22 protein-coding genes and 1 riboswitch are annotated in these 26,859 nt (G+C 58.1%); of the genes, 15 read left to right on the top strand and 7 right to left on the bottom strand.

Going from position 1 to position 26,859, the window contains the following annotated elements; genetic code table 11:
* Positions 1–3: 3 nt before the first annotated feature.
* Positions 4–984 carry a glycosyltransferase family 2 protein gene (locus tag AC01YT_RS09010; RefSeq protein WP_476674721.1) on the bottom strand — a complete coding sequence of 327 codons (981 nt, stop codon included), beginning with the start codon at positions 982–984 and terminating at the stop codon, positions 4–6.
* Positions 985–1,105: 121 nt separating this feature from the next.
* On the opposite strand from AC01YT_RS09010, the gene fadR reads away from it, so the two are divergent.
* The 4 genes from fadR to AC01YT_RS09030 are packed head-to-tail and all read left to right on the top strand — an operon-like array spanning position 1,106 to position 6,766.
* Complete coding sequence (gene fadR / locus AC01YT_RS09015) at positions 1,106–1,816, top strand: fatty acid metabolism transcriptional regulator FadR (RefSeq protein WP_476674723.1); 711 nt, start codon at positions 1,106–1,108, stop codon at positions 1,814–1,816.
* A gap of 47 nt (positions 1,817–1,863) precedes the next feature.
* Entirely contained in the window at positions 1,864–3,453 is a 1,590-nt protein-coding gene (locus tag AC01YT_RS09020; RefSeq protein ID WP_476674725.1) for a glycerol-3-phosphate dehydrogenase/oxidase, read from the top strand.
* Between the two features lie 18 nt (positions 3,454–3,471).
* Positions 3,472–5,205, top strand: a complete 1,734-nt coding sequence (locus AC01YT_RS09025; protein ID WP_476674727.1) for an FAD-binding oxidoreductase — start codon at positions 3,472–3,474, stop codon at positions 5,203–5,205.
* 10 nt (positions 5,206–5,215) lie between these two features.
* On the top strand, positions 5,216–6,766 hold the full coding sequence (locus AC01YT_RS09030) for an FGGY-family carbohydrate kinase (RefSeq protein ID WP_476674729.1): 1,551 nt from the start codon (positions 5,216–5,218) through the stop codon (positions 6,764–6,766).
* Here the strand turns inward: AC01YT_RS09030 and AC01YT_RS09035 are convergent.
* The 3 genes from AC01YT_RS09035 to AC01YT_RS09045 are packed head-to-tail and all read right to left on the bottom strand — an operon-like array spanning position 6,763 to position 10,737.
* Entirely contained in the window at positions 6,763–8,325 is a 1,563-nt protein-coding gene (locus tag AC01YT_RS09035) for a phospholipid carrier-dependent glycosyltransferase (RefSeq protein WP_476674731.1), read from the bottom strand. The genes AC01YT_RS09030 and AC01YT_RS09035 overlap by 4 nt on opposite strands.
* Entirely contained in the window at positions 8,322–10,358 is a 2,037-nt protein-coding gene (locus tag AC01YT_RS09040; RefSeq protein WP_476674733.1) for a hypothetical protein, read from the bottom strand. The genes AC01YT_RS09035 and AC01YT_RS09040 overlap by 4 nt, the downstream gene beginning before the upstream one ends.
* A complete protein-coding gene (locus tag AC01YT_RS09045) occupies positions 10,351–10,737 on the bottom strand; it encodes a hypothetical protein (RefSeq protein ID WP_476674735.1) in 387 nt (128 codons plus the stop codon). Before AC01YT_RS09045 ends, AC01YT_RS09040 begins: the two co-directional genes overlap by 8 nt.
* Positions 10,738–11,297: 560 nt before the next feature.
* Here AC01YT_RS09045 and AC01YT_RS09050 point away from each other — a divergent pair.
* The 11 genes from AC01YT_RS09050 (at position 11,298) to AC01YT_RS09100 (ending at position 23,952) form a co-directional block, all read left to right on the top strand.
* Positions 11,298–12,374 (top strand): PIN/TRAM domain-containing protein, encoded by a 1,077-nt coding sequence (locus AC01YT_RS09050; RefSeq protein WP_476674737.1) that lies wholly within the window; start codon positions 11,298–11,300, stop codon positions 12,372–12,374.
* Between the two features lie 28 nt (positions 12,375–12,402).
* Positions 12,403–13,809 carry a cysteine--tRNA ligase gene (gene cysS, locus AC01YT_RS09055; protein WP_476674739.1) on the top strand — a complete coding sequence of 469 codons (1,407 nt, stop codon included), beginning with the start codon at positions 12,403–12,405 and terminating at the stop codon, positions 13,807–13,809.
* A gap of 10 nt (positions 13,810–13,819) precedes the next feature.
* Complete coding sequence (rlmB, locus tag AC01YT_RS09060; RefSeq protein WP_476674741.1) at positions 13,820–14,572, top strand: 23S rRNA (guanosine(2251)-2'-O)-methyltransferase RlmB; 753 nt, start codon at positions 13,820–13,822, stop codon at positions 14,570–14,572.
* Between the two features lie 16 nt (positions 14,573–14,588).
* On the top strand, positions 14,589–15,086 hold the full coding sequence (locus tag AC01YT_RS09065) for a YbaK/EbsC family protein (RefSeq protein WP_476674743.1): 498 nt from the start codon (positions 14,589–14,591) through the stop codon (positions 15,084–15,086).
* A gap of 52 nt (positions 15,087–15,138) precedes the next feature.
* A complete protein-coding gene (locus tag AC01YT_RS09070) occupies positions 15,139–16,059 on the top strand; it encodes a diacylglycerol/lipid kinase family protein (protein ID WP_476674745.1) in 921 nt (306 codons plus the stop codon).
* A gap of 19 nt (positions 16,060–16,078) precedes the next feature.
* On the top strand, positions 16,079–17,716 hold the full coding sequence (locus AC01YT_RS09075) for a helicase-associated domain-containing protein (RefSeq protein ID WP_476674747.1): 1,638 nt from the start codon (positions 16,079–16,081) through the stop codon (positions 17,714–17,716).
* Positions 17,717–18,050: 334 nt separating this feature from the next.
* On the top strand, positions 18,051–18,473 hold the full coding sequence (locus tag AC01YT_RS09080) for an RNA polymerase sigma factor (RefSeq protein WP_476674749.1): 423 nt from the start codon (positions 18,051–18,053) through the stop codon (positions 18,471–18,473).
* Positions 18,474–18,486: 13 nt separating this feature from the next.
* Complete coding sequence (locus tag AC01YT_RS09085) at positions 18,487–18,627, top strand: sigma factor-like helix-turn-helix DNA-binding protein (protein WP_476674751.1); 141 nt, start codon at positions 18,487–18,489, stop codon at positions 18,625–18,627.
* Positions 18,620–20,860 carry a TolB family protein gene (locus tag AC01YT_RS09090; RefSeq protein ID WP_476674753.1) on the top strand — a complete coding sequence of 747 codons (2,241 nt, stop codon included), beginning with the start codon at positions 18,620–18,622 and terminating at the stop codon, positions 20,858–20,860. The genes AC01YT_RS09085 and AC01YT_RS09090 overlap by 8 nt, the downstream gene beginning before the upstream one ends.
* A 262-nt stretch (positions 20,861–21,122) precedes the next feature.
* Positions 21,123–22,310 (top strand): glycine C-acetyltransferase, encoded by a 1,188-nt coding sequence (locus AC01YT_RS09095; RefSeq protein ID WP_476674763.1) that lies wholly within the window; start codon positions 21,123–21,125, stop codon positions 22,308–22,310.
* Between the two features lie 34 nt (positions 22,311–22,344).
* Complete coding sequence (locus AC01YT_RS09100; RefSeq protein ID WP_476674755.1) at positions 22,345–23,952, top strand: tetratricopeptide repeat protein; 1,608 nt, start codon at positions 22,345–22,347, stop codon at positions 23,950–23,952.
* Here the strand turns inward: AC01YT_RS09100 and AC01YT_RS09105 are convergent, their stop codons facing one another.
* From AC01YT_RS09105 to AC01YT_RS09115, 3 genes are read right to left on the bottom strand one after another with little or no spacing between them, the layout of a single operon-like run.
* Complete coding sequence (locus AC01YT_RS09105; RefSeq protein ID WP_476674757.1) at positions 23,953–24,705, bottom strand: ABC transporter ATP-binding protein; 753 nt, start codon at positions 24,703–24,705, stop codon at positions 23,953–23,955.
* Positions 24,702–25,724, bottom strand: a complete 1,023-nt coding sequence (locus AC01YT_RS09110) for an ABC transporter substrate-binding protein (RefSeq protein WP_476674759.1) — start codon at positions 25,722–25,724, stop codon at positions 24,702–24,704. Before AC01YT_RS09110 ends, AC01YT_RS09105 begins: the two co-directional genes overlap by 4 nt.
* 29 nt (positions 25,725–25,753) lie before the next feature.
* A complete protein-coding gene (locus AC01YT_RS09115; protein WP_476674761.1) occupies positions 25,754–26,569 on the bottom strand; it encodes an ABC transporter permease in 816 nt (271 codons plus the stop codon).
* Positions 26,570–26,654: 85 nt separating this feature from the next.
* Positions 26,655–26,790, bottom strand: a riboswitch (FMN riboswitch).
* Between the last annotated feature and the right edge of the window lie 69 nt (positions 26,791–26,859).

Below are 26,859 nucleotides of genomic sequence, written 5' to 3' on the forward strand. Positions count from 1 at the left end.
GGCTTACGGGTTTTGACGAGAGGATGGGGAATGGGAGATCACCCGCCGGATCAGATAAATTGGGCGCTCTTTGACTTCTTGGAAGATATAGCCCACATATAGGCCGATGATACCCAGCATGATCATCAGCGAGCCGCCGACAAAAAGCAGGACGAACATCAACGATGACCAACCCGGTGCTAAACTGGCCTGGCGCCCGGTCAGCCAAAAACTTAGGACGTAGAGGGCTTCTAGAAGCGCCAGGAGAAGAAATACCCCCCCCAGCGAAATGCCGATATACAAAGGGACTAACGAAAAAGAGAAGATGGCATTGAATGCCAGGCGCAGCATTTTTTGAAAGGAGTAATGAGAATGCCCACCCAGGCGCGGGGCTGGTGTATAGGGCAGGATCACGGTGCGAAAGCCCATCCAGCCTACCATGCCGCGCAAGAAGCGATGATATTCGCGCATCTGGCGCAGGGCTTCGACCACTTGGTGGTGGAGCAAGCGAAAATCTGAAACCCCCGGCGGGATCGGCGTGGACGCAATACGATTGATCAGGCGGTAGAACGCTTCTGAAGTCCAGCGCTTGAACCAGCCTGCTTGTTGTGGTTCTTGCCGTTGGGCCAGCACCACCTCGTAGCCCTGGGCGGCCAGCGCCAGCATCTCGGGGATGAGTTCGGGCGGATGTTCGCCGTCACCATCCATACTGATCACCCATTCGGCTTCGGCCTGATCCAGCCCGGCGGTCAATGCCGCCTGATGGCCGAAATTGCGGCTCAATTCCACCACGGTGACACGAGAATCGCCCTCGACCAGCGCTTCAAGTACTGCTTGGGTGCCATCGGTAGAACCATCGTTGACGTAGTAAATTGAAAATGAGTAGGGGAGAGGATCAATAACCGCGCGTAAACGCTGGTGAAAAGCCGCTACAACGGTTTCTTCGTTAAAAACCGGGATAACGAGGGCGACTTGCGAGGGGTGGGAAACCAATTCGGATACCAAAACCTTGGCCGTCAAAATTGAAGGGATTTTGTTCTCAAGTATATCAAAAACTACTTGTATTTCGAGTTCAGATTTGCTATACTAAAACTGGTATGACCTCTTACCTCTTGTTGGAGTGTCCATGGATTGGTCGCCCCCACCCCCGCGCCCGGCGGAACTGGCCGAAAATCGTTTGATCGAAGCTATCCTTAGCGGTGTCTTTCCCCCCGGTAGCACGTTACCCAATGAACGCGACCTTGCCACCCGTTTGGGCGTCACCCGCCCCACTCTGCGCGAAGCCCTGCAACGCTTGGCCCGCGATGGCTGGCTCGAGATTCATCACGGCAAGCCCACGCGGGTGCGCGATTACTGGCGCGAGGGTAATCTGAATATCCTCAATGCGCTGATTAACCATCCTGAAGCGCTTCCCCCCTCTTTTATCCCCAATTTGCTCCAGGTGCGCGTTTTATTAGCCCCGGCCTATTGCCGCCTCGCCTTCGAACGTGCCCGGGAGGAGGTTGAAGATCTCCTCGCTCGCTTATGCACCTTACCGGATGAAGCCGAAGCCTTTGCCAGTGGGGATTGGCAATTGCACCACACCCTCACTGTTCTTTCGGGCAACCCGGTCTTCACCCTCATCCTCAATGGCTTTCATGACCTCTACCTGACCATGGCACGGCGCTATTTTAACCATGCCGTAGCACGCGCCCGTTCCCGGGCGTATTACGAGGGATTACGGCAGTATGCACTGCAGAATCAACCCGAAGCCGCCGAGGCCCTTACCCGTGCGGTAATGCTGGAAAGCATCCGCTTGTGGGACGCCGTTGCTACCACTGGCGATAGCCTGCCCTGATCTGTTTTTCTCCGTTCATTCCCAATTTCATCCTTCAGGAGGTTGCAATGTGGTCTCGCGGATGGCGTGATGCCGTCTGGTCGGTGTTGGATCGCCCCTGGGATGTTCTCATTATCGGGGGCGGGGTGACCGGCGCCGGGCTGTTGCGCTTGTGTACGCTCTATGGTTTGCAGGCGGTGCTGATTGAAGCCCGTGATTTTTCTTTTGGCACCTCGAGCCGTTCGTCCAAATTGGTGCATGGCGGCTTTCGCTACCTGCGTAACCGCCAGTACAATGTGACTTATGAATCCGTGCGCGAGCGGGAGTGGTTGCTACGCGCAGCCCCGCACCTGGTGACGCCACTGCCGTTTGTGCTACCGGTTTATCCGCACTATCGCGCCTCGCTGCGGCAATTTCAAATTGGGGTCCTTATTTACGATGGTATGGCGTTGCGCTGGCAACATGGGACGCTTTCGCCCCAGGCAGTGCTAACGCGTTGCCCCTGGCTTAACCCGGAGGGATTGCTGGGAGGGGTGTATTACGGCGATGCCCGGGTAGATGACTCGCGCCTGGTGCTGCGTCTGCTGCGCGAGGCAGTTCAGGCGGGTGCGACGGCACTTTCGTATGCGCGTGCAGTGGGGCTTTTACGTATGGCCAACGGCCAGGTCTACGGTGCCGTAGTGCGGGATGAGGCTGATCCACACGGACGCACCGTCGAGGTGCGGGCGCGCGTGGTGATCAACGCGACCGGACCATGGACCGATAGCCTGCGTCGCGAGGTCGGGGGCACGCCGCGCTTGCGCCGTACCCGTGGCAGCCATTTAGTCTTCCCGCGGGCCAAGTTCCCGCTGGGCGAAGCCGTAACCCTGCTGCACCCGCATGATCGCCGGGCCATGTTTGCCATCCCCTGGGAGGGGGTTACGCTGCTAGGCACCACCGATCTCGACCATCCGCCGGAGTGGGAGGATTGTGAACCCTTCGCCACGGCGGAAGAGATAGATTACCTGTTGGAAGCCTTGCGTATCATTTTCCCACGCGTGGAGGCCGGGGCAGAGGATATCCTAGCCACGTTCGCCGGCCTGCGCCCGATCATTCGCAGTGGCGCCGAGCATCCTTCCAAAGAATCCCGTGCTCATAGTGTGTGGGATGAGCACGGGCTGATTACCATCACCGGGGGCAAGTTGACCACCTTCCGCCGCATGGCGTACGACACCTTGCGCGCAGCGTCGGGTTATCTAAGCCTGCCCGCGAAACCCCGTGGGGCGAAGGCGTTTTTCTCTCCTGTGCCGTTGGAAGCTCCGGCGCCGGACCTGGACTTTGAAACGCTGGCTTACCTGGCCGGGCGGCTTGGGCCGGAGATCCTGCAGTTTTTAGACGAGATGCCGACAAACGAACTGCAGCCCATTCCTACCCTGCCCAATTTATGGGCGGAGGTGCGCTGGGCCGCAAGGCATGAGGGGGTTGTTCATTTGGACGACTTGCTGCTGCGGCGTGTGCGCTTGGGGTTGTTGTTGCCCAACGGCGGTTTGGATCATCTTGATGTTCTACGCAACCTGATTCAACCTGAATTGGGCTGGGAGGATGCGCGCTGGGAAGCAGAGGTCCATGCCTACCGCGAGATCTGGTGGCGTTTTTACAGTCCATGCCCCACTGGATAACGTCTCAGGAGGTTGCTTATGTGCCCTGTCTATGGCTCTACCCCACGTTGGATTGAAACGCCACCCCCGCCGGGATCATTTCGTGCCATTTTCAAGTGGGGTGACCTGCACACTTTTAAACACCCCAACGCGGGTCTGATCCGTCTTTTGCAGGAACGCCTGGGCGTTCGCCTGAAAACCGATCCCTCTCCCCAATGGCTTGGTTTGGAGCCGGTGCCTGAATTGCCACCCCCTTCGTTCGCAGAACAACATCTCAGGGCCCTGGCCGACATGGTCGGAGCTGAAAATCTGCGGTGCGATACCTTCAGCCGGGTGCGGGCATCCTATGGCGCGGGCATGGTGGATCAGTTGCGTTTGCGCTTGGGCATCCTAGAAAACCTGCCCGCCGCGGTGTTAGCGCCACGCACGGTGGAAGATGTGCAGGCCGTGGTAGCCTATTGTCATTCCTATCGCATTCCGCTTTACGTCTATGGCGGCGGCTCGACCGTTACTCGCGGGCGCGAGGCGGTGCAAGGGGGGATCACCCTGGACTTAAGCCGTCATTTGAATCGTATTTTGGACTTCAATGAGACGGATCAGACCGTCACGGCAGAAGCGGGCATTCGTGGGCCGGACTTGGAGAAAGCGCTCAATGAGGCGCCACAGCGCTTTGGAGCGAAGCGCCGCTATACGTGTGGGCATTTTCCGCAATCGTTTGAGTATTCCAGCCTGGGGGGATGGGTGGTCACCCGCTCTGCCGGGCAGAATTCGACCTATTACGGCAAGATTGAAGACCTGGTACTGGCACAGGATTATGCGACCCCGGTGGGGCGTTTGAGGACGCCTCCTTATCCTCGCGCTGCCATCGGCCCGGATCTGGATCAGATCATGATCGGAAGCGAAGGGGCGTATGGGGTGCTGTTGCATGCGACCCTGCGCGTTTTTCGCTATCAGCCAGAGAACACCCGCCGCTTTGCCTTCTTCTTCAAATCTTGGGAGCAGGGGCAGGCGGCCATGCGGGAGATTCTGCAATCCGAAGCCGGTGCCCCCTCAATCTTTCGCCTTTCGGATGGAGATGAGACCGAAGTAGCCATGCACATGTACGGCCTGGCCGGAACGCCGGTAGATGGCTTTTTGAGCCGCCTAGGGTACCGCCCTTGGGAACGGTGTCTGCTGATCGGCTCGTGTGATGGGGAACGTGGTTTTACGGCCAACCTGCAGCGGCATATTCGGGCCGTTTGTGGGGATCATGGGGGCTTGAACCTCAGCCTGCTACCAATTACCCAACGCTGGGAACGCGAGCGATTTCGCGATCCCTACTTACGCGAGGATTTGTTGGATTTCGGGGTCATCATTGATACCCTCGAATGCGCCGGCACCTGGGGGCAACTCCCGGTTATCTATCAGGAAGTGCGCACAACAGCCCGAAACTGCGGCGTACCACTGGTCATGACCCACATCTCGCACGTTTATCCGCAAGGGGCTAACCTGTATTTCATCTTCATCCTGCCCTTTATCTCCATTAGCGACTATCTCGATGTACAATATGCCCTGATTGAAGCCATTTCCACCAGTGGGGCGGCCGTTAGTCATCACCATGGGGTGGGTAAGCAAACCGCACCCTGGCTAATGGAGCAACTGGATACCACGAGCCGGGGGGTTTTACAGGCTCTGAAGGATTACTTTGACCCCCACCATATTCTCAATCCCGGGGGTACGCTGGGTCTGGATATGATCCCGGAGCAAGCCGAAAAACGTTGGGGTAAGGTCTAGCGAGGTCACCATGAGCGAACCCACCATCTTGGCGATTGACATGGGCACCCAAAGCGCCCGTGCCTTGTTATTCGATTTGCAGGGCAACTTGCTCGCCAAAGGGCAGCAAAAGATTGAGCCCTATTATTCAGTCGCGCCGGGCTGGGCCGAGCAGGATCCTGAAGTCTTCTGGCAGGCGATATGTGCGGCTTGTCAGAAGTTGTGGCAGCAGCCAGGTGTGGATAAGACCCGTATTCGTGGGGTAGGACTGACGACCCAGCGTGCCACGGTGCTCAACCTGGATCGTAATCTACGTCCATTACGCCCGGCCATTGTGTGGATGGACCAACGGCGCACACAGGGGCTCAAGCCCATTGGCGGGTTATGGGGATTGGCTTTTCGCCTCAGCGGGATGACAGCCACGGTCAGGTATCTTCAAGCCGAGGCTGAGGCCTCGTGGATTCGCACCCATCAGCCCGAAATTTGGGCCCAAACTCACAAGTACGTGTTGCTCTCGGGTTACCTGACCTACCGTCTGGTGGGGGATCTGGTGGATTCGACCGGTTGTCAGGTGGGCTATTTGCCTTTTGATTATAAGAAGCAGGCTTGGGCAGCGGCGTGGGATTGGAAATGGCAGGTGGTGCCCTTGCCACGTGAAGCTCTTCCCCCATTGCGCCACCCGGGCGAGGTGCTCGGCCACATTACGCCTGAAGCCGCCACGGCGACGGGTATCCCGGCTGGGCTGCCCTTGATCGCTACTGCGGCAGATAAAGCCTGTGAAGTGCTGGGAAGCGGCTGCCTGACGCCGGATCTGGCCTGCCTGAGTTATGGGACCACCGCCACAATCAACGTCACGTCGCAGCGGTATCTCGAAGTAACACCACTTATACCCCCTTACCCTTCGGCGGTGCCGGGTGCCTACAGCCTGGAAGTCCAGGTCTATCGCGGTTACTGGATGGTGAGCTGGTTCCGCCAGCAGTTTGGCCAACCGGAAGAGGCCCAGGCCCAGGCACAAGGGCAAGAGCCCGAGATGTTGTTTGATCGCCTGGTCAATGCGGTGCCGCCCGGCTCGGATGGGTTGATCTTGCAGCCTTACTGGTCGCCGGGGCTCAAAGAACCCGGCCCTGAGGCGCGTGGGGCGGTGATCGGTTTTCGCGACTTACATACGCGGGCGCATCTGTATCGGGCCATTCTGGAAGGGGTGGCCTATGCGCTGCGCGAGGGGAGTGAGCGGATTGTACGGCGAACGCGGGTACCCATTCGCGAGTTGCGCGTGGCGGGGGGCGGTAGCCAGAGCGAAACCGCCATGCAACTGACGGCGGATATTTTTGGCCTGCCGGCAGCGCGTCCTCATGTTTATGAAGCCTCGGGGCTGGGGGCGGCCATGGTGGTAGCGGTAGGGCTGGGTTTACACCCCGATTTCGCCACCGCCGTGCAGACGATGACCCGGCCGGGCAAGCGCTTTGAACCTATTTCCGAGCATCATCGGCGCTATAATGATCTTTACCATCGGATTTATTGCCGCCTCTACGACCGCCTGCGCCCCCTCTATGCGGAGATGGAGAGGATGGAGTCCTCTTAGTGGAGAGGGGTTATCCCCCACACCCACACAAAATCCACTTCTTGCGGCTCGCCCAAACTGGCCGTGACCTCGGCTAGTCGGTCCGGATTGCCGCTGCGGTGCAGATCGAATAATACCAGCACAGCCTGACCGGCCTGGATGCGCGCTTTCATCTCGGCCAGGTCGGCGGCATAGTCCGCGCGGGGCTGATCCTGCACCGGGTCTATGGGGGTGGGGAGAGGCAAACAGGGGCGCCGGGCATAAAGGTGAATGATGGCCGGACGATCACTGTAAATATATGTCTCAGGGGGTAGTTCTTGGAGCATTGGCCATAAACGGGTTGTCTGCACCCCACGGTGGGCAAAGCCCTGGCCTTCCTGACGCAGCATTTGGGCGGTCGTGATTCCATCCCATACCAATAACGGCATCCAGACGATTAACCCAACCAGGGCAATCCGACGCGCTACCTGGCGTGGAGAGGTCAAAGCCCAACCCATACCAGTGACCCCCAATGCCAAAAACATCAGATAGACCGGAGAGAGGATACGATCGTTGATCGGGATGCTGGCATCCCACAGGCTCACCGAGACAATGAGAAACAGCCAGTATATAAGCACAAACAGCACCGGTGCCAGCCAGGGTGGTAAAGCAACTTCTGGCCAGGCTTTCCACAATTGCCGAAACCCGAGACTTGCGGCAATGATGACAAGCACGTATGCCAGCAACCCTAAGCCTGAAAAAACGCTCCCTAAAGGTGGAAACAGGCGGATCAGCCAGTCTGGCGCAAAAGCGTTCAGACTGTTCTGAAGACCGTGCCGTAAGGTTTCCAGGCTGATCGGATGCCAGGCGATTTGCCGGTTGCCCACCGTTTCACCCACCTGCCAGGTGTAAAGTGTCCAGAGCACCGGTAACGGCAAGGCGCCCAGGAACCATCGCCCCAAGTGATTCCAGCGTCGGTCTCGTACAGTCTGCCCGATCCACAATAAACCGAACGTTGCCAGCAAGGCCGCGCCGGCATAGCGCGTCAGGTAGGCTAAACCGGTGGCTAAGCCGTTGAGCACAGCCCAGGGGGACTGAGGCGAACGATGAGAGAGGTGCCAGGTGATCAAAGCCAGCAATAAAAAGGTGAAAAAGAGCGGTTCGCTCAACGTATAGGTGTGGAGATTCAGACCCCAATCCGAGAACGCCCACAGGGCAGCGGCCAGCAGCCCCAAATCGTTGCGTTGGCTCAACAGGCGCATCCAAAGGCCAAAAAGCACAATGTTAAAACCGAAAAGCAAGGGAAGTAAGATGCGCGCCGCTTGCAAGGGGTCGGTGTGGGTGATCAGGGACGTTAACATCAGCATGAGCGAAAAGAGGGGTGGAAAATGGGTGATCGGTTTGAGCCCTATATCACCGGAAAGGCGCATATAGCCCCGCCCGGCGAGCAAATTACGCGCGCCTCCAATATACACGGCTGAGTCGTTGACCAATCCCATGCCATAAGGGGTAGCCGTCACCACCAGCCAGCCCCCGATCAACCCGAGCACGATCAGCGCGGCAATGAAAATACCGTTCCGTTCCCACACACGTGGTTTCATGGGGAAATCCTTCCTCCCCCCACCGTTTTAACCACACAGAATAGCGCGCCAGCCCGCCCAACCGTAAAACGCACCGGGTCGTCGGGATGGTTGGTCAGGTCTTGATTATAACGGGTAATGAGCAGAAGCAGGCTACCCGGATACGTGGTGTCATTCGCCGGGTCAAAACCCTCCACAGTAACATTGGCACCGGCGTAGCGGCGCGCAATCTGGGGTTGACGCAGGACAAACACGGTTACGGGATGGTTTTGGGCTTCCTGGTTGATCAAATGCATCGTCTCTTTGTAACAGGTCAGCCAGTAATCGGTTTCATAACGTCGAAAGGCGCCACCGGTGCCGCCAATGAGGGTGTTGTAATAGGTGTACTGGTAAGGGTGTAGCCGGACCAGAGCGAATATCCCCGGAGCAAGAATCAACAGGCTCAGCCCTAAGCGCAGCCAGCGATGGCGCAGCCAGGTTAATAAGGCATCCAGACCCAGGCCGGCCAGAAGGAAGAGCGGCGGCACCAGGAAAAGAAAATGGCGATAGCCATCATACATAGGCGGGCGGCGGAGCAGGACATAGCCCAGAGGCAGGATGAGCCAGAGACAGACCAATGCAAAGGAACGCCACTCCAACTGGCGGTGCCAAAAGCGTACCCCGCCCACTCCGATGCCAAGCACTACCAGCGGCCATACCGGCTCGGTCAACGTGAGTTCCAGAAGGGTAGGCAAATAACTGCGAGGCAACTGATTGGAGGGATAAACCTGGCCGTTAAAGAGCACCGGCAGAATGTGGGGGTTATTGGCCATGTGGCGTGCCACTTCAATCAGGCGGGCGATGGGATTATCCCAAAGGAAGGGCCAGGTGAGGTAAGTTACCCCCGCTGCGACCAGAGCGTAAAGGAGCAAGGGTTTCCACGAACGGGGGTAGGGTTGGAGTAAAAAATAAAGCCCGACCAGCGCCCCGGCTAACGGCCCCAGGACGCGAATCGAGGTGAGAAGTCCCAGCAGTACTGCCCCCACCCCAAGCCAAAGGACATAATGGCGCTTTTCGGCTGGCGAGGCACCAGGGTCTTGCCACCGCGGCCAACGCGGTAATGGGGTCAAGCGGGCGCGTACTTCCGAACTCAGACGTTGCATCTCCGCTGGCCAGATCAGGCTCAAAAAGGTGTGGGTGAGAAGCGGCGTGATCAGCACCGTGAGCCCCGTCCGCAGGCGCACAAAGAGTACCCAGGCTTTGTTGATATAAGCTTCGGGTGGGGTTTCAGGCGCCCGCGCTGCAATGATGAGGAACAGCCGCCCCAACAGCGTTGTCGGTTCAGCGTAATAAGCCGTGGTAATCACCTCGCGCAGCCATTGATGGAGCCACCCTGCCAGGAGATAAGTGGCAGCAAGACAGGTTGCAATCACCAACACGGCTGTGTGCCAGACTGTCAGCCGCCGTTGAGGTAACGCGGTTTCAGGGGATATCTCTGCCGGCGGTGGCGATGAAGGTGCTATCAGCCGATCCACCCAGTTCAAGCCGGCGTTAATGGCTAGAATGAAGAAGACCATGAAGGGCATATCTTTGGGGTTGATGAATCCATGCCCCCATAGGACCGGTTGGGTAGCAAAGAGTGCCGCGGCTCCCAGGGCAGCCCATCCGCTCATCCAGCGCCGCGCCAGGAAATAAAAGCCGATAGTGCCGAGCTGAAAGGTGAAGAAATTGACCAGGTGCCACCACTCATCGCGATGAACGCCCTGAGTGGGCAGTGCGCGCAGGGTGTCTATGAGCGGGCGCCCCAGGAGCAGGTAAGCCGGGCCGTAATATTTGTGATCGGTTGCGCTCGGGCCATAGGCGCGCTCCAGGTCAAAATCCCCGCTCAAACGCGCGGTGATGGAATATGCATAATCTACAGCATCCCCATAGGCATAAAAAAGCGGCTCATCCCAGGCAAAACCATAATCGTCAAAGATGAACAGAGCGATAAGTAAATTGAACCCAACGAAAATCCATAACCAGCGTTGTGCTGGGTCACGTTGGGACAAAGGAAGGTAGGGCAGTTTATTCATCAACCTCGGTATTAAGTTCCCCATTTTCTTCTTGGATGTCTAAAGTATGACCTGGGTCAACGAAGGCCCTTACGGTTACTGAACTGGCGGGGTTTAAAAACACCAGGGATATTGAACCTGAAGGACGAACCAGGTAATAAATATAAAGCATAAGTGGGAACAGCGCCAGCCATCGCAACCCACTGGCGCCCCAATGAGGCAACATCACAAACGTCAAGGTAGATAAAATGGGCCATATTCCTAATGGAAAGGCAAACCAGACGAATAAATCGTGGGGCTGTAAATAAGGAGTGACCAGCGGTATGGACAGGAATAGCAGGTTGAGATGTTTAATGCCATTGATTTGATGATAAAATATTATATCGCCTGGTGCATACATTGACTTCAGATAGTTGCCTTTTCAATACTTGACCGATGCCGATGGCAGCTTTCTCGATAAAAGGGTTGATCTAGGAACCATCCGATTCAAACAGAATCATCCTTACTGGCAATTGTCTGGAACAATGGGCACCGGAGGACCGTAATTGTTGGCAATCGAAGTGTCATGCGGCTAACCACCCCGGCCGGATTTGGTGCTCCCTTACCACATTGAACCCCTCCTTGGCCCCAATACACTTAGCAGCTTTCATAACGCTTTGAAATTTTTGTAATTACCTCAGCCTGAATATGCTCTGATATGATCCAGGGCCGTTATAAATGAGCAAGACATCTGGCATGGTGTGGCATTACCATGCTTTCCCATCTCTAAGTGCTGCTAATGCAAATCGTTATCCGGTGACCCCTCAACCGCTGCACATCCTTTAACCTTGGCGTTATCATTGACGCTACTTCTTGGGCATGCTATGATTTAGATACCTAAGCACTCATCTTCATTCATTTTTTGATCTATTAGGCTGGTTTCGCACCTTAACAATCGAATCATTTAGAAAGGAGTTATTCATGAGCGCCGATTTTATTGCTCGTCTCATTGGCATGGTTGTTTTTTGTATCATTGGCGTTATTTGGGGCACCCAACTCGGGCAGTTAGCCAATGCGGCTCCTACTCCGCCCCCGTTTTCGGTTGAAGAGTACGCACTCACCATGGGATTGGTTGGTGCTCTGACCGGACTTATCCTCACCCCTTATCTCACCACTCGCCCTATGCGTGCCCTGCGTACTACCCTGACCCGCGTCTCGGCGCAAACGCTCTTTGCTGCTCTCTTTGGACTTATCGCCGGCTTGATCATTGCCGCGCTGCTGGCTTTTCCGCTCTCGCGCTTGCCCTCGCCCCTGGGTGAGGTGCTCCCCTTTGTAGGCGTCCTGGTCTTCGGCTACCTGGGCGTGACGGTCTTCGTCATGCGTCAACACGATCTATTCAACCTCTTCTCTGGCTTCTCCAGAGGGACAGCGCGCGATGCAGAGGCACCGAAATCCTGGTATGAGAACCACAACATTCTGCTCGATACCAGTGTCATCATTGATGGGCGCATTGCCGACATTGCCCGCACCGGATTCATCCCTGGCACGCTGCTCATCCCGCGCTTCGTGCTCAACGAACTGCAGTATATTGCCGATTCTTCGGATAGTTTGCGGCGGCAGCGCGGGCGACGCGGTTTAGAGGTGCTAGCCCAGCTGCAGAAAGAACCGGGCGGCGTGCCGGTGCGCATCACCGATATTGATGTCGAGGGGGTGCGGGAGGTGGATGATAAACTGGTCATCCTGGCACGGCAATTGCGCTGTCCGATCCTGACCAATGATTACAACCTCAACCGCGTGGCCGAACTGCAAGGGGTGCGGGTGCTCAACGTCAATGAACTGGCAAACGCCGTCAAATCAGCCCTGCTCCCCGGTGAAATGCTCTCGATTCGCATCATTCAGGAAGGCAAGGAGCCGGGTCAGGGTGTAGGGTATCTGGATGATGGCACCATGGTGGTGGTCGAAAACGGAAAAGATTATATCAATCAACAAGTGAATGTGGTGGTTACCAAAGTCCTCCAGACGTCGGCTGGACGGATGATTTTCGCGCGCCTGGAGTAGGCGACATTTACCGTAGGAGTTGATTGGGATGACCTTACGCATCTATAACACCCTAACGCGCAAGAAAGAGCCATTTGAAACCCTGGAGCCCGGCGTGGTGCGGATGTACGTCTGCGGCCCCACCGTTTATGATAAGGCTCACATCGGGCATGCGATGTCGGCCCTGGTTTTTGATATCATCCGTCGCTATCTGGAATACCGTGGCTACACAGTGAAGTTTGTGATGAATTTTACCGATGTGGATGATAAGATCATCCGCCGCGCTCAGGAATTGGGCGAAGATCCGTTCCGTCTGGCTGAACGTTATATTGAGGATTATCGTCGTAATTTGCAAGCGCTTAACGTGAAACCGGCAACGGTCAACCCGCGCGCCACCCAGGAAATTGACCAGATCATCGCTATGATCCAGGGTTTGATCGAAAAAGGACATGCCTATGTCGTGGATGGGGATGTCTACTTCCGCGTCACCAGCGATCCTGATTATGGCAAACTCTCCGGGCGGCGGCTGGAGGAGATGCAGGCTGGCGCGCGCATTGAGGTAGACGAACGCAAAGAGCACCCGATGGACTTTGCGTTGTGGAAAGCCGCCAAACCTGGCGAACCGGCCTGGCCCAGTCCTTGGGGACCGGGCCGTCCCGGTTGGCATATCGAGTGCTCGGCGATGAACCTGCACCACTTGGGCGAGCAGATTGATATCCATGGAGGGGGCAACGATCTGATCTTCCCGCATCATGAGAATGAAATTGCCCAGAGCGAAAGCCTGACCGGGAAGCCGTTCGTGCGTTACTGGGTGCACAACGGCATGGTGCAATTGGGCGGTGAGAAGATGTCCAAATCCCTGGGCAACCTGATCACCATTGAAGAGTTCCTCGCCCAGCACCCGGCGGACGTCCTGCGCATGATGGTGCTCAATTCGAACTACCGCAGCCCCCTGGTCTATACCGATGAGGTGGTGCAGCAAAGCGAGCGCGCGCTGGAGCGTTTGCGTTCAGCCCTGCGCCCGGCCCTGCCCGATGCCACGGGTGCTCCGAAAGCTACCTTGCAGGCCCTGCAAGCGCAGATTGAGACCACCCGCCAGGGCTTTACCGAGGCCATGGATGATGATTTCAATACCTCCGGGGCGTTGGCGGCGATCTTTGAACTGGTGCGAGCGATCAACCAGGCACGTAGTGAGGGCGCGACCAACGAACAACTTGCCCCGGCTCAGGCGGCTTTGCGTGAACTGACAGGGGTCCTCGGCCTGACGTTGGAAGAACCTGCTGCTGCCCCTAGCGCAGCAGAGCCGTTCATTGATCTACTGGTCGAGGTGCGTACCGAACTACGCAAACAGAAACTTTGGGCGCTCGCGGACCGCATCCGCGATCGCCTGGCCGAACTGGGGGTGATCCTCGAGGATTCGCGCGAAGGTACGACCTGGCGCTGGAAAACCTCGTAGTCGAACGCCCATGCGCGAGTGGATCACCGGGCGCAATCCCGTTTACGAAGTTCTGCGTGCTCAGCGCCGCCAGGTTTACCGCTTGCGCCTGGCGCAAGGGGCAGAGATCAAAGGACGCTTGGCCGAGATTTTGCGCTTAGCCCAAGCGCAAGGCGTGCTGGTGGAAACAACACCCCGCGCCCAGGTGGATTCGTTGGGTGAGAACCCCCAAGGCGTAGCTTTGCAGGTGGCAGATTATCCTTATAGCGATGTGTCTGCCATCCTTGACCACGCCCGCGTCAAGGGCGAGCCGCCTCTGGTCCTGGTGCTGGATTTGATCCAAAATCCTCAAAACCTGGGCAGTTTGCTGCGCACGGCCGAGGCGGTGGGTGTTCATGGTGTGATTCTGCCGCTGGCGCGCAGTGTAGGCGTAACGCCGGCGGTGGTGCATGCCTCGGCGGGCGCCAGCGAGCATCTGCACATCGCTCGTGCCAACCTGGCTCAAACGCTGGAGCGGCTGAAGGCAGCCGGCCTATGGGTGGTAGGTCTGGATCTTAACCCCGAGGCTCTGCCCCCGCAGGCCCTTCCCCTGGATGCACCGCTGGCGCTGGTGGTGGGAAGTGAGGGGGAAGGCATGCGTCCGCTAGTGCGCCGCCAGTGTGATTACTTGTTGCGTCTGCCCATGCGTGGGCGGGTAGATTCGCTCAATGCGGCCGTAGCCGGTTCCATTGCGCTCTATCTATGCCTGTTGGCGCGTCAGAATCGCGCTACTGCATCCTCCTAGAGCCACGAGGTGGCCAATGACCGAAAGAACTTCTTCTCCGCTCAGCCCGGCAGCGCAACGCGTGCAGGCTGCGCTTAAGGCACATGGCTTGACCATTCAGGTGATCGAATGGCCCGTTTCCACCCGCACCGCGCAGGAAGCGGCTGAGGCGGTGGGATGTGAGGTAGGGCAGATCGTTAAATCGCTGGTCTTTCGTGGGCGAACCAGCGGCCAAGCTGTGCTCATCCTGACCAGCGGCGCGAACCGGGTGGATTTAGACGTGGCCGCGGCCCAGGTGGGCGAGCCGTTGGAGAAAGCCGAAGCTGATTTTGTGCGCACGACGACTGGCTTTGTCATCGGTGGGGTGCCGCCGCTGGGGCACGCCACTCCGATCCCCACCTTTATGGACGAGGATTTATTACATTACGCCGAAGTCTGGGCTGCCGCCGGTACCCCCAATGCCGTCTTCCCGATTGCCCCAACGGATCTACAACGCATCACGGCAGCGCAGGTCATACGGGTGAAAAAACGGTAACTCGGGCCGGGGGTTATAATAGTCAGAACCCTTCTTCTGTAGGATGCTGAGCATGGCTGCTGTGTGCTTCATTTGTAACCCCAAAGCGAATTATGGGCGGGCGGCGTCTTGGGCGGCCCAACTGCGTCCGTTAGTTACCAACCATTACGGTGCCGAGTGGCGTGAGACGGCCTATTATCAACACGCCATCAAATTAGCGCAAGAAGCCGCGGCAGAAGGCGTGGAGCGGATCATCGCCATGGGGGGTGACGGTACCATCCATGAAGTGGTCAACGGGTTGATGGCTTTACCGCCGGAGGAACGTCCGGCGGTGGGTATTGTGCCGGTGGGTTCGGGAAATGATTTTGCTGCCAGCCTGGGGATCAGCCCACGTCCACTTGAAGCGCTGCACCAGGCTTTGGAGGGCAGGCCTTGCCCGACCGACATTGCCCGCATTTATGATGACCACGGCCACAGTGAATATTGGACCAATACCCTAGGTATTGGTTTTGATGCCGTGGTCAATATTCGCACCCGGCAGGTGCGCGGGGCGTTGCGGGGGTTGGGGGTTTATCTGGTAGCAGCTTTGCAAACCATCTTGCTCAACCATCGACCCTATCATCTCCGCCTGGAGATGGATGGGCAAGTTTGGGAAGAGGAACTACTGATGCTGACGCTATGCAACGGTCGGCGCCAAGGGGGGGTCTTCTGGATGGCGCCGCGGGGCAGCCCGACCGATGGTCAGATTGATTATGTGGGTGTGCGCACCATTTCCCGTCCTAAAATGCTTTATACCCTACCTTTTTTCATTTGGGGCAAGCACGATCACTTGCCCTATACGTGCCATGGGGCGTTTCATCACCTTGTCCTGGAAGCCGATCGCCCGCTTTATATCCACACCGATGGCGAAATTTATGCCGGTTTCGATTCCACCATTCACCGCCTGAGTGTAGAATCTATTCCTGGGGCGATCCGTTTCGTCCGCGCTCACTAAATCATATTCATAACCTGCGATGCCGGATTTACAGCACACGTTACAGGGGTATGACCTGAGTTTACTCCGCCTGGTGGCGGGGGTATGGGGCATAGACCTGGAAGAGAGCGATAAACGCAGTGCCGCGCGGCGCCTAAGCGCGGCTTTGTGCGATGAGGCGCTGTTTTGGGAAATGATCGAATCCCTGCCGCCGGAAGCGCGCGAGGCACTGGATGAATTGGTCAGGCGGGGTGGGCGGATGCCGCGGGCCGCGTTCAGCCGTCGTTATGGAGAGGTGCGCCCGATGGGAGCGGCAAAGCGCGAACGCGAACGTCCGGATCTCAACCCGGCCTCGCCCGCCGAAGTGCTTTGGTATCGCGCCTTGATCGGACAGGCTTTTTTGACCGCATCTTCAGCCGAACCTCAGGAATACGTGTACATTCCGGATGAATGGCTGCGCTGGCTGCAACACGAAGGCACTACCGCGCCGACCTTTATACTGCCCCCCGCATCGCCGACTGAGGCAGCGCACCTGCGGTTGGCTATGGATGTTATCCTCGATCATGCTTGCACCCTGCTGGCGGCACTACGCAGTGGTCTGCCGCTGCCAGAAACCTTGGGGGAGATCCCCGTTGCAACACTGACAACACTCTTATCCAGCGCCGGACTGCTGGATGGCGATCATCGCCCCCGTCCGGAAGCCATTCAAGGCTTTTTACAGGCGCCGCGAGGTGAAGCCTTGCGCCTGCTCTTCCGAGCCTGGCGCACGAGCCGCACTTTCAACGAACTGCGCATGCTCCCTCATCTTGCTCTTGAAGGACAATGGGAAAACGACCCCGTGCAGGCGCGCGATGCACTGCTCAATATTTTGACCAGCCTGCCACCGACATCTACCTGGTGGCGGATTGAGGATTTTGTGGCCGCCGTGCGTGAGCACTCTCCCGATTTCCAGCGCCCGGCGGGGGATTACGATTCCTGGTTCATCCGCCGCGCTGGGAGTGAAGAGTTCCTGCGCGGCTTTGCCCACTGGGATGAGGTGGATGGCGCGCTGGTGCGTTTTATCCTCACCGGGCCGTTGCATTGGCTGGGGGTGTTGGATCTTGCCGCTGCATCCCCTGCCCCCGATGCGCCGGCAGTGGCGTTTCGCTTTTCGGCCTGGGCCGGGGCATTGCTCGCTGATCAGCCGCCGGCGGGTCTGGCTGAGGAAAACGGCCAGGTTATGGTGCGCGGCGATGCTACGCTCACCTTGCCACCACTTACCCCGCGCTGGTTGCGTTATCAGATTGCCCGCTTTGGGGAGTGGCTGTCGGCGGATACTCAGGGGTATCATTATCGCCTTACCCCGACTTCGCTACAGCGGGCGCGTCAGCAGGGGCTGAAAGTGGAGCACCTGCTGGCGTTGCTGCAAAAACACGCTGCAACGCCCTTACCGCCGATGCTGGTGCGTGCTCTGCAGCGTTGGGAACGTCAGGGCACGTCGGCGCGGATTGAGCGGGTGATCCTGCTGCGCGTCAATCGTCCGGAGATACTGGCCGAATTGCGCCGTGGGACGGCGGTGCGTTACTTGGCGGAAGTGCTCTCGCCCACGCTGGCGCTGGTGCGGCCCGGGCAGGTGGATCGCCTGCGCCGCGCCCTCGCTGAACAGGGCTACCTGACCGAGGTGACGCTAGAGGGGTGAGGCCGGGTTATAGATCAAATAAGCGTTGGCGTAGGTCGGTAGGAACCTGCAGCAAGAATGTTGAAGTTTAAAACAAAACCACCCCGACGACTGGCTTCAGTTCTAGACGAACCGGGGTTCCTCATCGGTATTAACAATCTGCCTGCCGATAACGCAAAATCGTAGTTCATGCATTGTGAAGGCACCAAGCGGGGGTATGCGATTATTTTGATCCAATGTGGCCGTTTTTCCGAAATTTAAAATGTCCCCAACCCCAATGTTATCCGTCTTAACTTGTGAGAGTGAGGCTTGACGTCAGCCGATACCCATCTTTGGAAACCCTTAGGAGCAATAAATGGATGATCGTGACCTGACTGATCCTGGAGAGTTTGTTGACCTAACCGCTCATGATGAGATTTTTCTCATCCATTCGGCACAGCGGGATCCCGCTTCATTCAATCTTCTGTACCGTAAATATGTCGAGCAAGTTTTTCGTTACATCTACAGCCGCGTTGGGCAAGTGCCTGAAGCCGAGGATCTGACGGCACAAACCTTCTTGAGCGCCCTGGAAAATCTCCCCAGGTTTCGGAACAGCGGCTCATTTGCGGCGTGGTTATTTGCCATTGCGCGCAGCAAAGTGATGGACCACTTTCGTCGCCAACGATCCGCCCCAATCCTGGAAAATTTAGCCGATTCGAATGAACGGGACCCGTTATCGGAGGTCATTCGTTCAGAACGAGTGGCTACGTTGTCAAAACTTATCGCCGAATCTTCCTGAGGAAGAACGTGAATTGTTGCGGTTGCGTTTCCTGGGTGAGATGACCTACGTAGAGATGGCCCAGGTGCTCCACCGGAGTGAATCGGCGGTTAAAAAAGCCACGCAACGAACGTTGGCTCGCTTGCAGGCTCAAATGGAGGTCTTTTATGAGTAACCATGATCTTCCCACCCAGTTCGAAGACGAGGTTCGGCGCGCTTTTAACGTCCCGCCGATCCGCAGTGACTTTGTGGATCGGTTGGAGATGGACCTGATAGAGTGTGCCAATCAAGCGAGGCGGTCTGGATTTCATGCGCGCAGACCCCGTCTTGCCTGGTCCCTAGTGGGCTTGGTGTTTTTAGCCATGATGTTGGGTACCCTCATTCTTGGACCGCAGCGAGTGTATGCTGCCATTCAGCATTTTCTCGGTTATGTGCCGGGCTTTGGCTTGGTGGAAACCAGTGCACCGTTACGGATTTTGGCGCAGCCGGTAAGCCTGACCCAAGATGGGATCACTGTGGCAGTGAATCAGGCCGTTCTCACAGCCACCGAAACCCGAATTGATTATGGGGTTTCGGGTGTGCCACTTTCCGCTTATCCTCAAGCCGAGAGTGTCATGGGGTGTACCGAGTCCCCTTATCTGATCCTGCCGGACGGAACACGCCAAGCATTAGAAGCGCCTATTCCGCCGGATGTGAATGAAGCAACGTTTGTCTTGCCTTGCATTTTCAATACGCTTCCCGGTCGTGTGCCTTCCAACTGGCAGTTACCGCTTCGTTTTGTGCCCGCACCGCCCGATTTTAATGTTCTGCCGGTCGTGGATTTAACCACCCCAACCTTGCCAGTGAACCATACGCCAACCCTAACCCCGAGTTCGATGTTGCAGGGCGATCATTCCCCCGAGGCCGAGGTTCAGGTCAAAAAGATGATTGAGACGGCGGAGGGCTATATCTTAATGGGAGCAGTGCATTCCAACCTTCCTGAGGGCAAGTGGCTGGAAATTACCGGGGTGCCGGTAGTCACGGATGCGCGGGGTAATAACGTATCCTATTCTTATCCTAGCGATGTTCAACCCTGGGATGACTCTACAGCATCCGGAAGCATTCCATGGGCTTTACAGTTCAAAGCCAAGGATATTGCGTTCCCGATTACGCTTGAATTTCCGAGCAGCGTGATCACCGAAAGTGTGCTCCCGGCACCCGTGGTCATTCCGTTAGATTTGGGAGGTGCACCTCAACCGGGGCAGACCTGGACCTTCAATCAGGAGATCCCCCTTGATCGCTTCCACATTCGTTTGGTGTCCGTGACCGCAGATTCACGCGAAGGTTATACCTTCCTCTTTGAGGCGAACGACCCTGGCCTTTACGACTTGAGCGTTGAGGTTGAAGGGGTTTCGGCTATAGGCGGTGGGGGCGGACGTGATGGTTCGGGACGAATTGGAAAGAGCCTCAGTTTCACCCAACGTCCGGTTGGTCACCTGAATCTCCACATCACCCATCTCTGGAAGGTTGAATCTACACCGCTTTTGTCCACAACCTGGGCGCCCCCGTCGGTGCAATCAGGAGCGAGGGACACCTCTTCCCCAGAGGTTTGTTTGGATGCCAACACCATGGCCACCCTTCCCAATCCTCCCTCAGGTCTGAAAGGTACCGTCGTTGTCTCTCAGATCCGTCCCCAAATGCAGATTGTGCGTGCCGATCTACCTGGCGCCCGGTCGCAAATCCTCGTTCAGGGAAGTGCACGCGCTGCGATGAGCCCGGATGGTGACCATCTCGCCTATGCGACTGAGGAAGGGCTGGTCATCCAAAACCTGGCAAGCGGTGAAACGACGGTGATCCCCGGTCAATTCGGTGGTAGTTTATCCTGGTCCCCCGATGCGCAGTACGTTGCCGGCGTTAATGCCGACGGGCAATATGGGATTTTTGTCCTTCGGCTCAAGGATAACCGGATGCAGTGGTTTTCCAATCTGGGTTATGAAAGTATTGCAGGATGGTCACTGGATGGGACGCGTCTCTATTACACGATTCCCGGCCATGCTGAGGGCTTTCTGCTCAGAGCCGTAGATCTACAGACCGGGATCACTAGCGATCTCTTCACCCTTGAACGGTCTTCGCGCAAGGCGCCGATGGCTGTTCTTTCATCCGACGGTCAATGGATAGCGTACCGTGGAGACGATAATCGTAGCCTTTACCTTAAACCCATGAATGGGGAGCCCGCCCGATTGATCTTAGCGCCACGAGGATTAGCCATCAATGGTTTGGCCTGGGAGAAGACGGGACGCTTCCTAGGCGTCAGTCTAATCACCGAGGAAGACCCGGAAGGGGCGCTTTACCTGATTTCCCCGGCCACGTGTGAGGGGTATCGTATTCCTGGTCTCAGCGGTGCGTTAAATGGGATCATCGTTCCCTGAGCGCTGTTAGGCTTACGGTGTTATTGGACAGGGGCAGGTCACCCGCCCCTGTTTTTATTTTTGGGCGGGGTGAAAAGCCTGAAATCGCGTCAAAACCCTGAGAAAAACGGCTTCATTTTCGTGGCTGAGGAGAAAATTTGACCGTGCTATAATCGTTATGGCGGTAGGGTCTACCTAACCGGGTTTGGATTTTGAAGCCTGTCATATTTTATCCTCTTGTATCCTTCTCCCGAGGTGAGTCATGACGTCGCATGAGGTTCACATTTCCAAACGCCTGGCTTGGATTCAGGACGAGTTGGAAACGCTGAAAGCCAGTGGGTTGTATAACACTATTCGCACCATTTCCTCGGCCCAGGGAGCATGGCTTGAGGTAGATGGTCGGCGCGTGCTTAACTTCTGTTCCAACAATTACCTGGGGCTGGCCAATCATCCCCGCCTGGTGGCTGCCGCGCGCGAGGCATTGGTGCGCTATGGCGTGGGGCCGGCGGCGGTGCGTTCGATTGCCGGCACCCTTGACCTGCACCTGGAACTGGAGCGCCGCCTGGCCGCCTTCAAGCGGGTTGAGGCGGCGGTGACCTTCCAGTCCGGTTTCTGCGCCAATCTGGCCGCCATCCCGGCATTGGTGGGCAAAGAAGATATCATCTTCTCCGATGAACTCAACCACGCCAGTATCATTGATGGTTGCCGCCTTTCCGGCGCCCGGATCGTGCGCTATGCCCATTGCAATCCTAACGACCTGGAGCAAAAAATTCAGGAAGCCCAGGGCACCTACCGCCGCGGCCTGGTGGTGACGGATGGCGTCTTTAGCATGGATGGCGATATTGCGCCGCTGGATCAGATTTACGCCATCAGCAGCAAGTATGATCTGATGCTGATGGTGGATGATGCCCATGGTGAGGGTGTTTTGGGTGAAGGCGGGCGCGGAATTGTGGATCACTTCGGTCTGCATGGAAAAGTGGATGTGGAGGTTGGCACGTTCTCCAAGGCGTTCGGTGTGGTTGGTGGGGCGGTCGCCGGGAGCAGTCTGGTCGTGGAATGGCTGCGCCAGCGTGGACGTCCGTTCCTCTTCTCCTCAGCAGTGCCGGCGGCAGATGTAGCGGCCACCATCGCCGCGATTGACGTGCTGGAAGAGTCCACCGAATTGGTGGATCGGTTATGGGAGAATGCCCGTTACTTCAAAGCCGAGATGCGCCGCCTGGGCTTCGATACCGGGCAGAGCGTGACCCCAATCACCCCGATCATGCTGGGGGAGGCACCGCTGGCGCAACAATTCAGCCGCGAGCTGTTCTCCGAGGGTGTGTTTGCCATGGCCATCGGTTACCCCACCGTGCCTAAGGGAAAAGCGCGCATTCGCGTCATGCTTTCGGCAGCCCACAGTCGTGAGGACCTTGACTGTGGCCTGGAGGCATTTGCCCGCGTCGGCAAACGCCTGGGGGTGATTGCGGGCTAGGGATGGATAAGACAAGTCGGGCTATAATAGTCTTATGCCCTCGGAACGCCTGATCCGCGCGATTGAACTGGCCCGCAGTGGTCACAAGGCGGCCGCGCGTGAAATACTGGAAGAGATTGTACGCGCTGAGCCGACCAACGAGGCGGCCTGGCTGTGGCTGGCGGATACCCAACCCAACGATGCGACACGCCTGCAGATTCTGCGCAAGGCCCAAAAGCACCTTCCGCGCAGTGCCAACATCACCAAAGCCCTGGCGATTATCAGCGCGCGGATAGAGCCTTCATCATCGGCAGAGGGCACCCCAACCCGGGCGGCGCCGTCGCGCCGTGAGGGCACCCCGTCCTCGCCGCCTTCTGCCGCGCCGCGCCCGTCACCCGCCCCAACTCCCTCGGTTGCGCCGGAACCGCCTTCGGTTTCTTCGGTGCGCCAGGCCCAAGAGGCGCCGGCGTCTGAGGTTGATGCCCTGCGCCGGGTCAGCCGTTTACACGGACGCCCGGCGTGGGGTGTTATTTTGATGTTGGTTGTGGCTATCCTGGGCCTGGCGCTCTGGTTTTGGCCGGGCAGTCCTGTGCCCGGTTGGGTGGCGGTGCTTTTCCCTGCCGCAACCCCAGCCCTGGAAAATCCGCCCCCCGCTGAGCCTACCTGGCCTTTGGCGACCACCGAGGTGGTGCTTACCGAGGACGTTCTCCCGACCGAAGAGATCATGTTGACCGAGGAAATCACACCGGAGGACACGACGGCCGCAGAAACGCCCGTCCCGCCAACGGCAACCCCTGAACCCACCGTCGGCCCGCCTCAACTTGCCCTGGGCGTGCCGATCCTTGCCTTGGATGGGTCTAACCGCGCGAACCTGATCGCGGTGGCCACGCAGACCGGGGTGGGGCTGTATGATGCGACGACCCTGGTGCGCGTGCGCTACTTGGAAAACCCGGCCAACCCACCGCGCCTGGCCTTTTCACCGGATGGGCGCTGGCTGGTCACCAACGGTGCAGCGACGCGACTATGGAATGTAGAAAGCGGCGAAGTGAGCCGTACCCTGAGCACGGCGCCGGTTACGGCGCTGGCGTTCTCGCCGGATGGCCAGCAAATCGCCCTGGCCGGAGCGGGTGGGCAGGTGCGGGTGGTACCACGCGAAGAAAACAGCCTCCCCACGGTGACCTTACCGGCGGGGAGCAACGTCTTTGCGCTGGCGTTCTCGCCGGATGGCAACCGCCTGGCGGCAGCCCTGGAAGATGGCCGCACCCTGGTGTGGAACTTGAGCACACGCACCGTCCTTTTCACACGCATCCCCGAAACCGGGCGCACCTTGCGGTTGGCCTATTCGCCCCGCGGCGAGATTCTGGCCGGCGGTAATGAAGATGGAGGTATTTGGCTGTGGGATGGCGAGGGCAATCAGATGAACGTCTTGCGTGGCCCGAGCGGGATGATCTTCGCCCTGGCTTTTGCGCCCGATGGCAAGCGCCTGGCCGCCAGCGGTGAGGATCCGGCTTTATATGTGTGGACGCTGAGCGATGGGCAGTTACAACAGCGCTTAGAAGGACCGACCCGCCCTGTCCACGGGCTGCGCTTCACCCCGGATGGTGCTCAGTTGCTTACCGCCGATGAAGAGGGGTTAGTGCGCTTCTGGGCGTTGAGTCCTTGATTATCCAATGGCTTCACGCAACCGACGGGCCAGATGGGCAAATTCCAGCGTGTAGCGCAGATCGTCGCTGCGTGGGCGGGGCAGAGGCACTGTCAGGTCCAGGCTGACCCGTCCCGGACGGGGGGTGAAGACCAGTACACGGTCAGCCAATAGCAGGGCTTCTGAGATAGAATGTGTGACCATTAGCACCGTCTTGCGCTGGGATTGCCAAAGGTGCAGCAATTCTGCGCCCATGCGCTCGCGTGTCAGGGCATCCAGCGCGCCGAAAGGTTCATCCAGCAAGAGCAGGTCGGGGTCGTGAATCAGCGCCCGCGCGATGGCCACCCGCTGTGCCATGCCCCCCGAAAGGTCGCGCGGCCAGGCCGATTCGAAGCCGCTCAGCCCCACCCGTTCGACCCATGTTTGGGCTTGGTGGCGTGCTTCCTGCAGGGAGACCCCCTGCAATTCCAAGGGGAGCATAATATTTTCGATCACGGTGCGCCAGGGCATCAGGTTGGCGTACTGAAAAACATAGCCAATGCGCGGGGGGTGATCGCCAGAAAAGCGGATTTCGCCCCGGGTGGGCGGTACCAACCCGGCCAGGACGCGCAGCAAGGTGCTTTTGCCACTCCCTGAAGGCCCGAGCAGGCACACAAATTCCTGCGGCCAGACCCGAAAGGTCACATCGTCCAGGGCTTGCAGTTCCCCACTGCCGTTTTCAAAATTGACGCTCAGGTGAGAAATATCGAGCGCGGGTGGGGTGACCTCGTTCATGGTTGCCCCTGTGGCAAGTAAGCGTTACTGTAAGCCTGGGTGATCTCCAGGGGTTGGGTAAGCAGCCCCATCTCACGCAGCACTCGGGCCATATTCTCCCACGCCTGGGGGTCACTATAGCCCCACGGGGCTTGCTGCCACAACCTGATGGAGGTGGTCAACACGTCCATTTGCACCGCGCGGTCGGCCTGAGCCAGGTTTTCCACGTATTTCTCGCTGATGGCATAGGCGCCCTCGGGATCGTTGATCGTATCCTGTAACCCACGCGTGATGGCGCGGATCATGCCCCGCACCAGTTCAGGCTGTTCCCGTAGGGTGCGCTCGTTGGTGATGAGCCCATTGGAGACTAATGCCATATAGTCGGCCACACGGAGCACATCCACGGCGTAGCCGCGGGCGCGTAACTGGATCGGCTCGTTGGTCACGTACACTACGGCAGCATCTACCTGGCCACTGATCAGGGCTTCGACCTGATTGTACCCAATGGCTTCCAGGTGCACCTCGTCCTCGGGCACGCCTCCCGCCGAGAGCAAAGCGCGCAGTCCGATATAACTGGCGCCGTACAAGCCGGGTAGCCCAATGCGCCGCCCGCGCAAATCGGCTGGTGTGCGTACACCCAGCCCCTGGGGTGCCGCAACCCCAACCGGGTAATCGCGATACCAGGCCATGACGTAAACAACCGGTAAGCCTTGTGCCCGCCCAAGTAACACTTGCTCGCCGGAGACGATGGCAAACGGCAGGTTGCCTGCACCGACCAGCGCCACGTTATCCGTTTCCATGCTGTAATCTAGGCTAACCTCCAGCCCTTCGGTGCGGAAGTAGCCCTTCTCGATGGCGACATAGAGCGGGGCAAACTGAATATTGGGGATATAGCCCACCGGCAGGCGAATCGCGGTTGGGGTGGGGGTAATTGTGGGCGCGGTTGCCGCCGCACGGCATCCCCACAGCATGCTGCTGCCCAGAATCAGGAGGGTTAGACCCACAAACCAACGGAATGAACGGGGATAGGACTCTCTCATGAAGGTTACGCTCCGTTTCTTGAAAAGGATCAGTGATGATCGCGTGGACTGCCTTGCCACCGCAAGAGGCGCCACTCAGCGAGTAGCACCAGCCCATAGAGCCCCAGTGCCAGCGTCATCAAAGTGAATGTAGCGACAAAGACCAGGGCGGTATCGTACTGACCACGCCCGACGTTGATCAAGAAGCCCAGGCCGCGGTTAGCCCCCACCAGTTCGCCCACCACGGCGCCAATGACCGAAAGGGTCGCTCCGATGCGCAAGCCTCCCAGGAAGAGTGGCAGGGCAGCAGGAATTTCCAGGTAGCGCAAGGTCTGCCAGCGGGTGGCGCGCAGGGTGTGCATCAGCGCGCGCAAGTCGCGCGGCACCGCCCTTACCCCAACGACTGTGTTGACCAGGACGGGGAAGAAAACAATCAGGGCGCAGATGAGCACCTTGGAAAGCATGCCCGGCCCAAACCAGATCACCAGCAGGGGCGCGATCGCCACGGTCGGAATGGCTTGACTGGCAACCAGATACGGCCCGATCAGGCGTTCCAATAGGGGTGAGCGTGCCAGCAGGTAACCCAGGAAGGTGGCGAGGGTGACGCCGATCCCCAATCCCAGGCAGACCTCTTGCAGGGTGGCCAGGGTATGGCGCACCAGGGAGCCGTCGGCCAAGGCGATGCCAAAACGCGCGCCCACCTGCCCGGGTGAGGGGAGGATAAAAGGAGGCAAACGGGTGAGGCGCACGATAAGTTCCCACGCGGCTACGGCTAACCCGAGCGATGCCAGCGTCCAGGCACTTTGGGTTAACCAATGGGGAAGCTTAGCTCGGGATTGGGTCATTGCCTTAACGTGCGTTGTCATTCCGGTTGACTCCCAAACGTAAATGCCCCGAAGGCATAAACGTCTTCGGGGCATCTGAATACAACCCAGTTCAAGGGTTTTTACATCACGCCTTCTCCCATCCGGACTTTACCGTCGACTCCGGAATTCCACCGGATCCTGCGTCGTAAGACGCTCGTGGGTTTTCACCACCGATCGGGAATTGGGAGGCGCACCTCCCTCACCCTGCCCCGAAGGCGTACTATGCACTTGTCGGATGGTCTTAGTTTAACCCTGGGAAGGGGAAATGTCAACCGTTTTGTGCGCTCGTG

Source organism: Thermanaerothrix sp. (assembly GCF_056331585.1).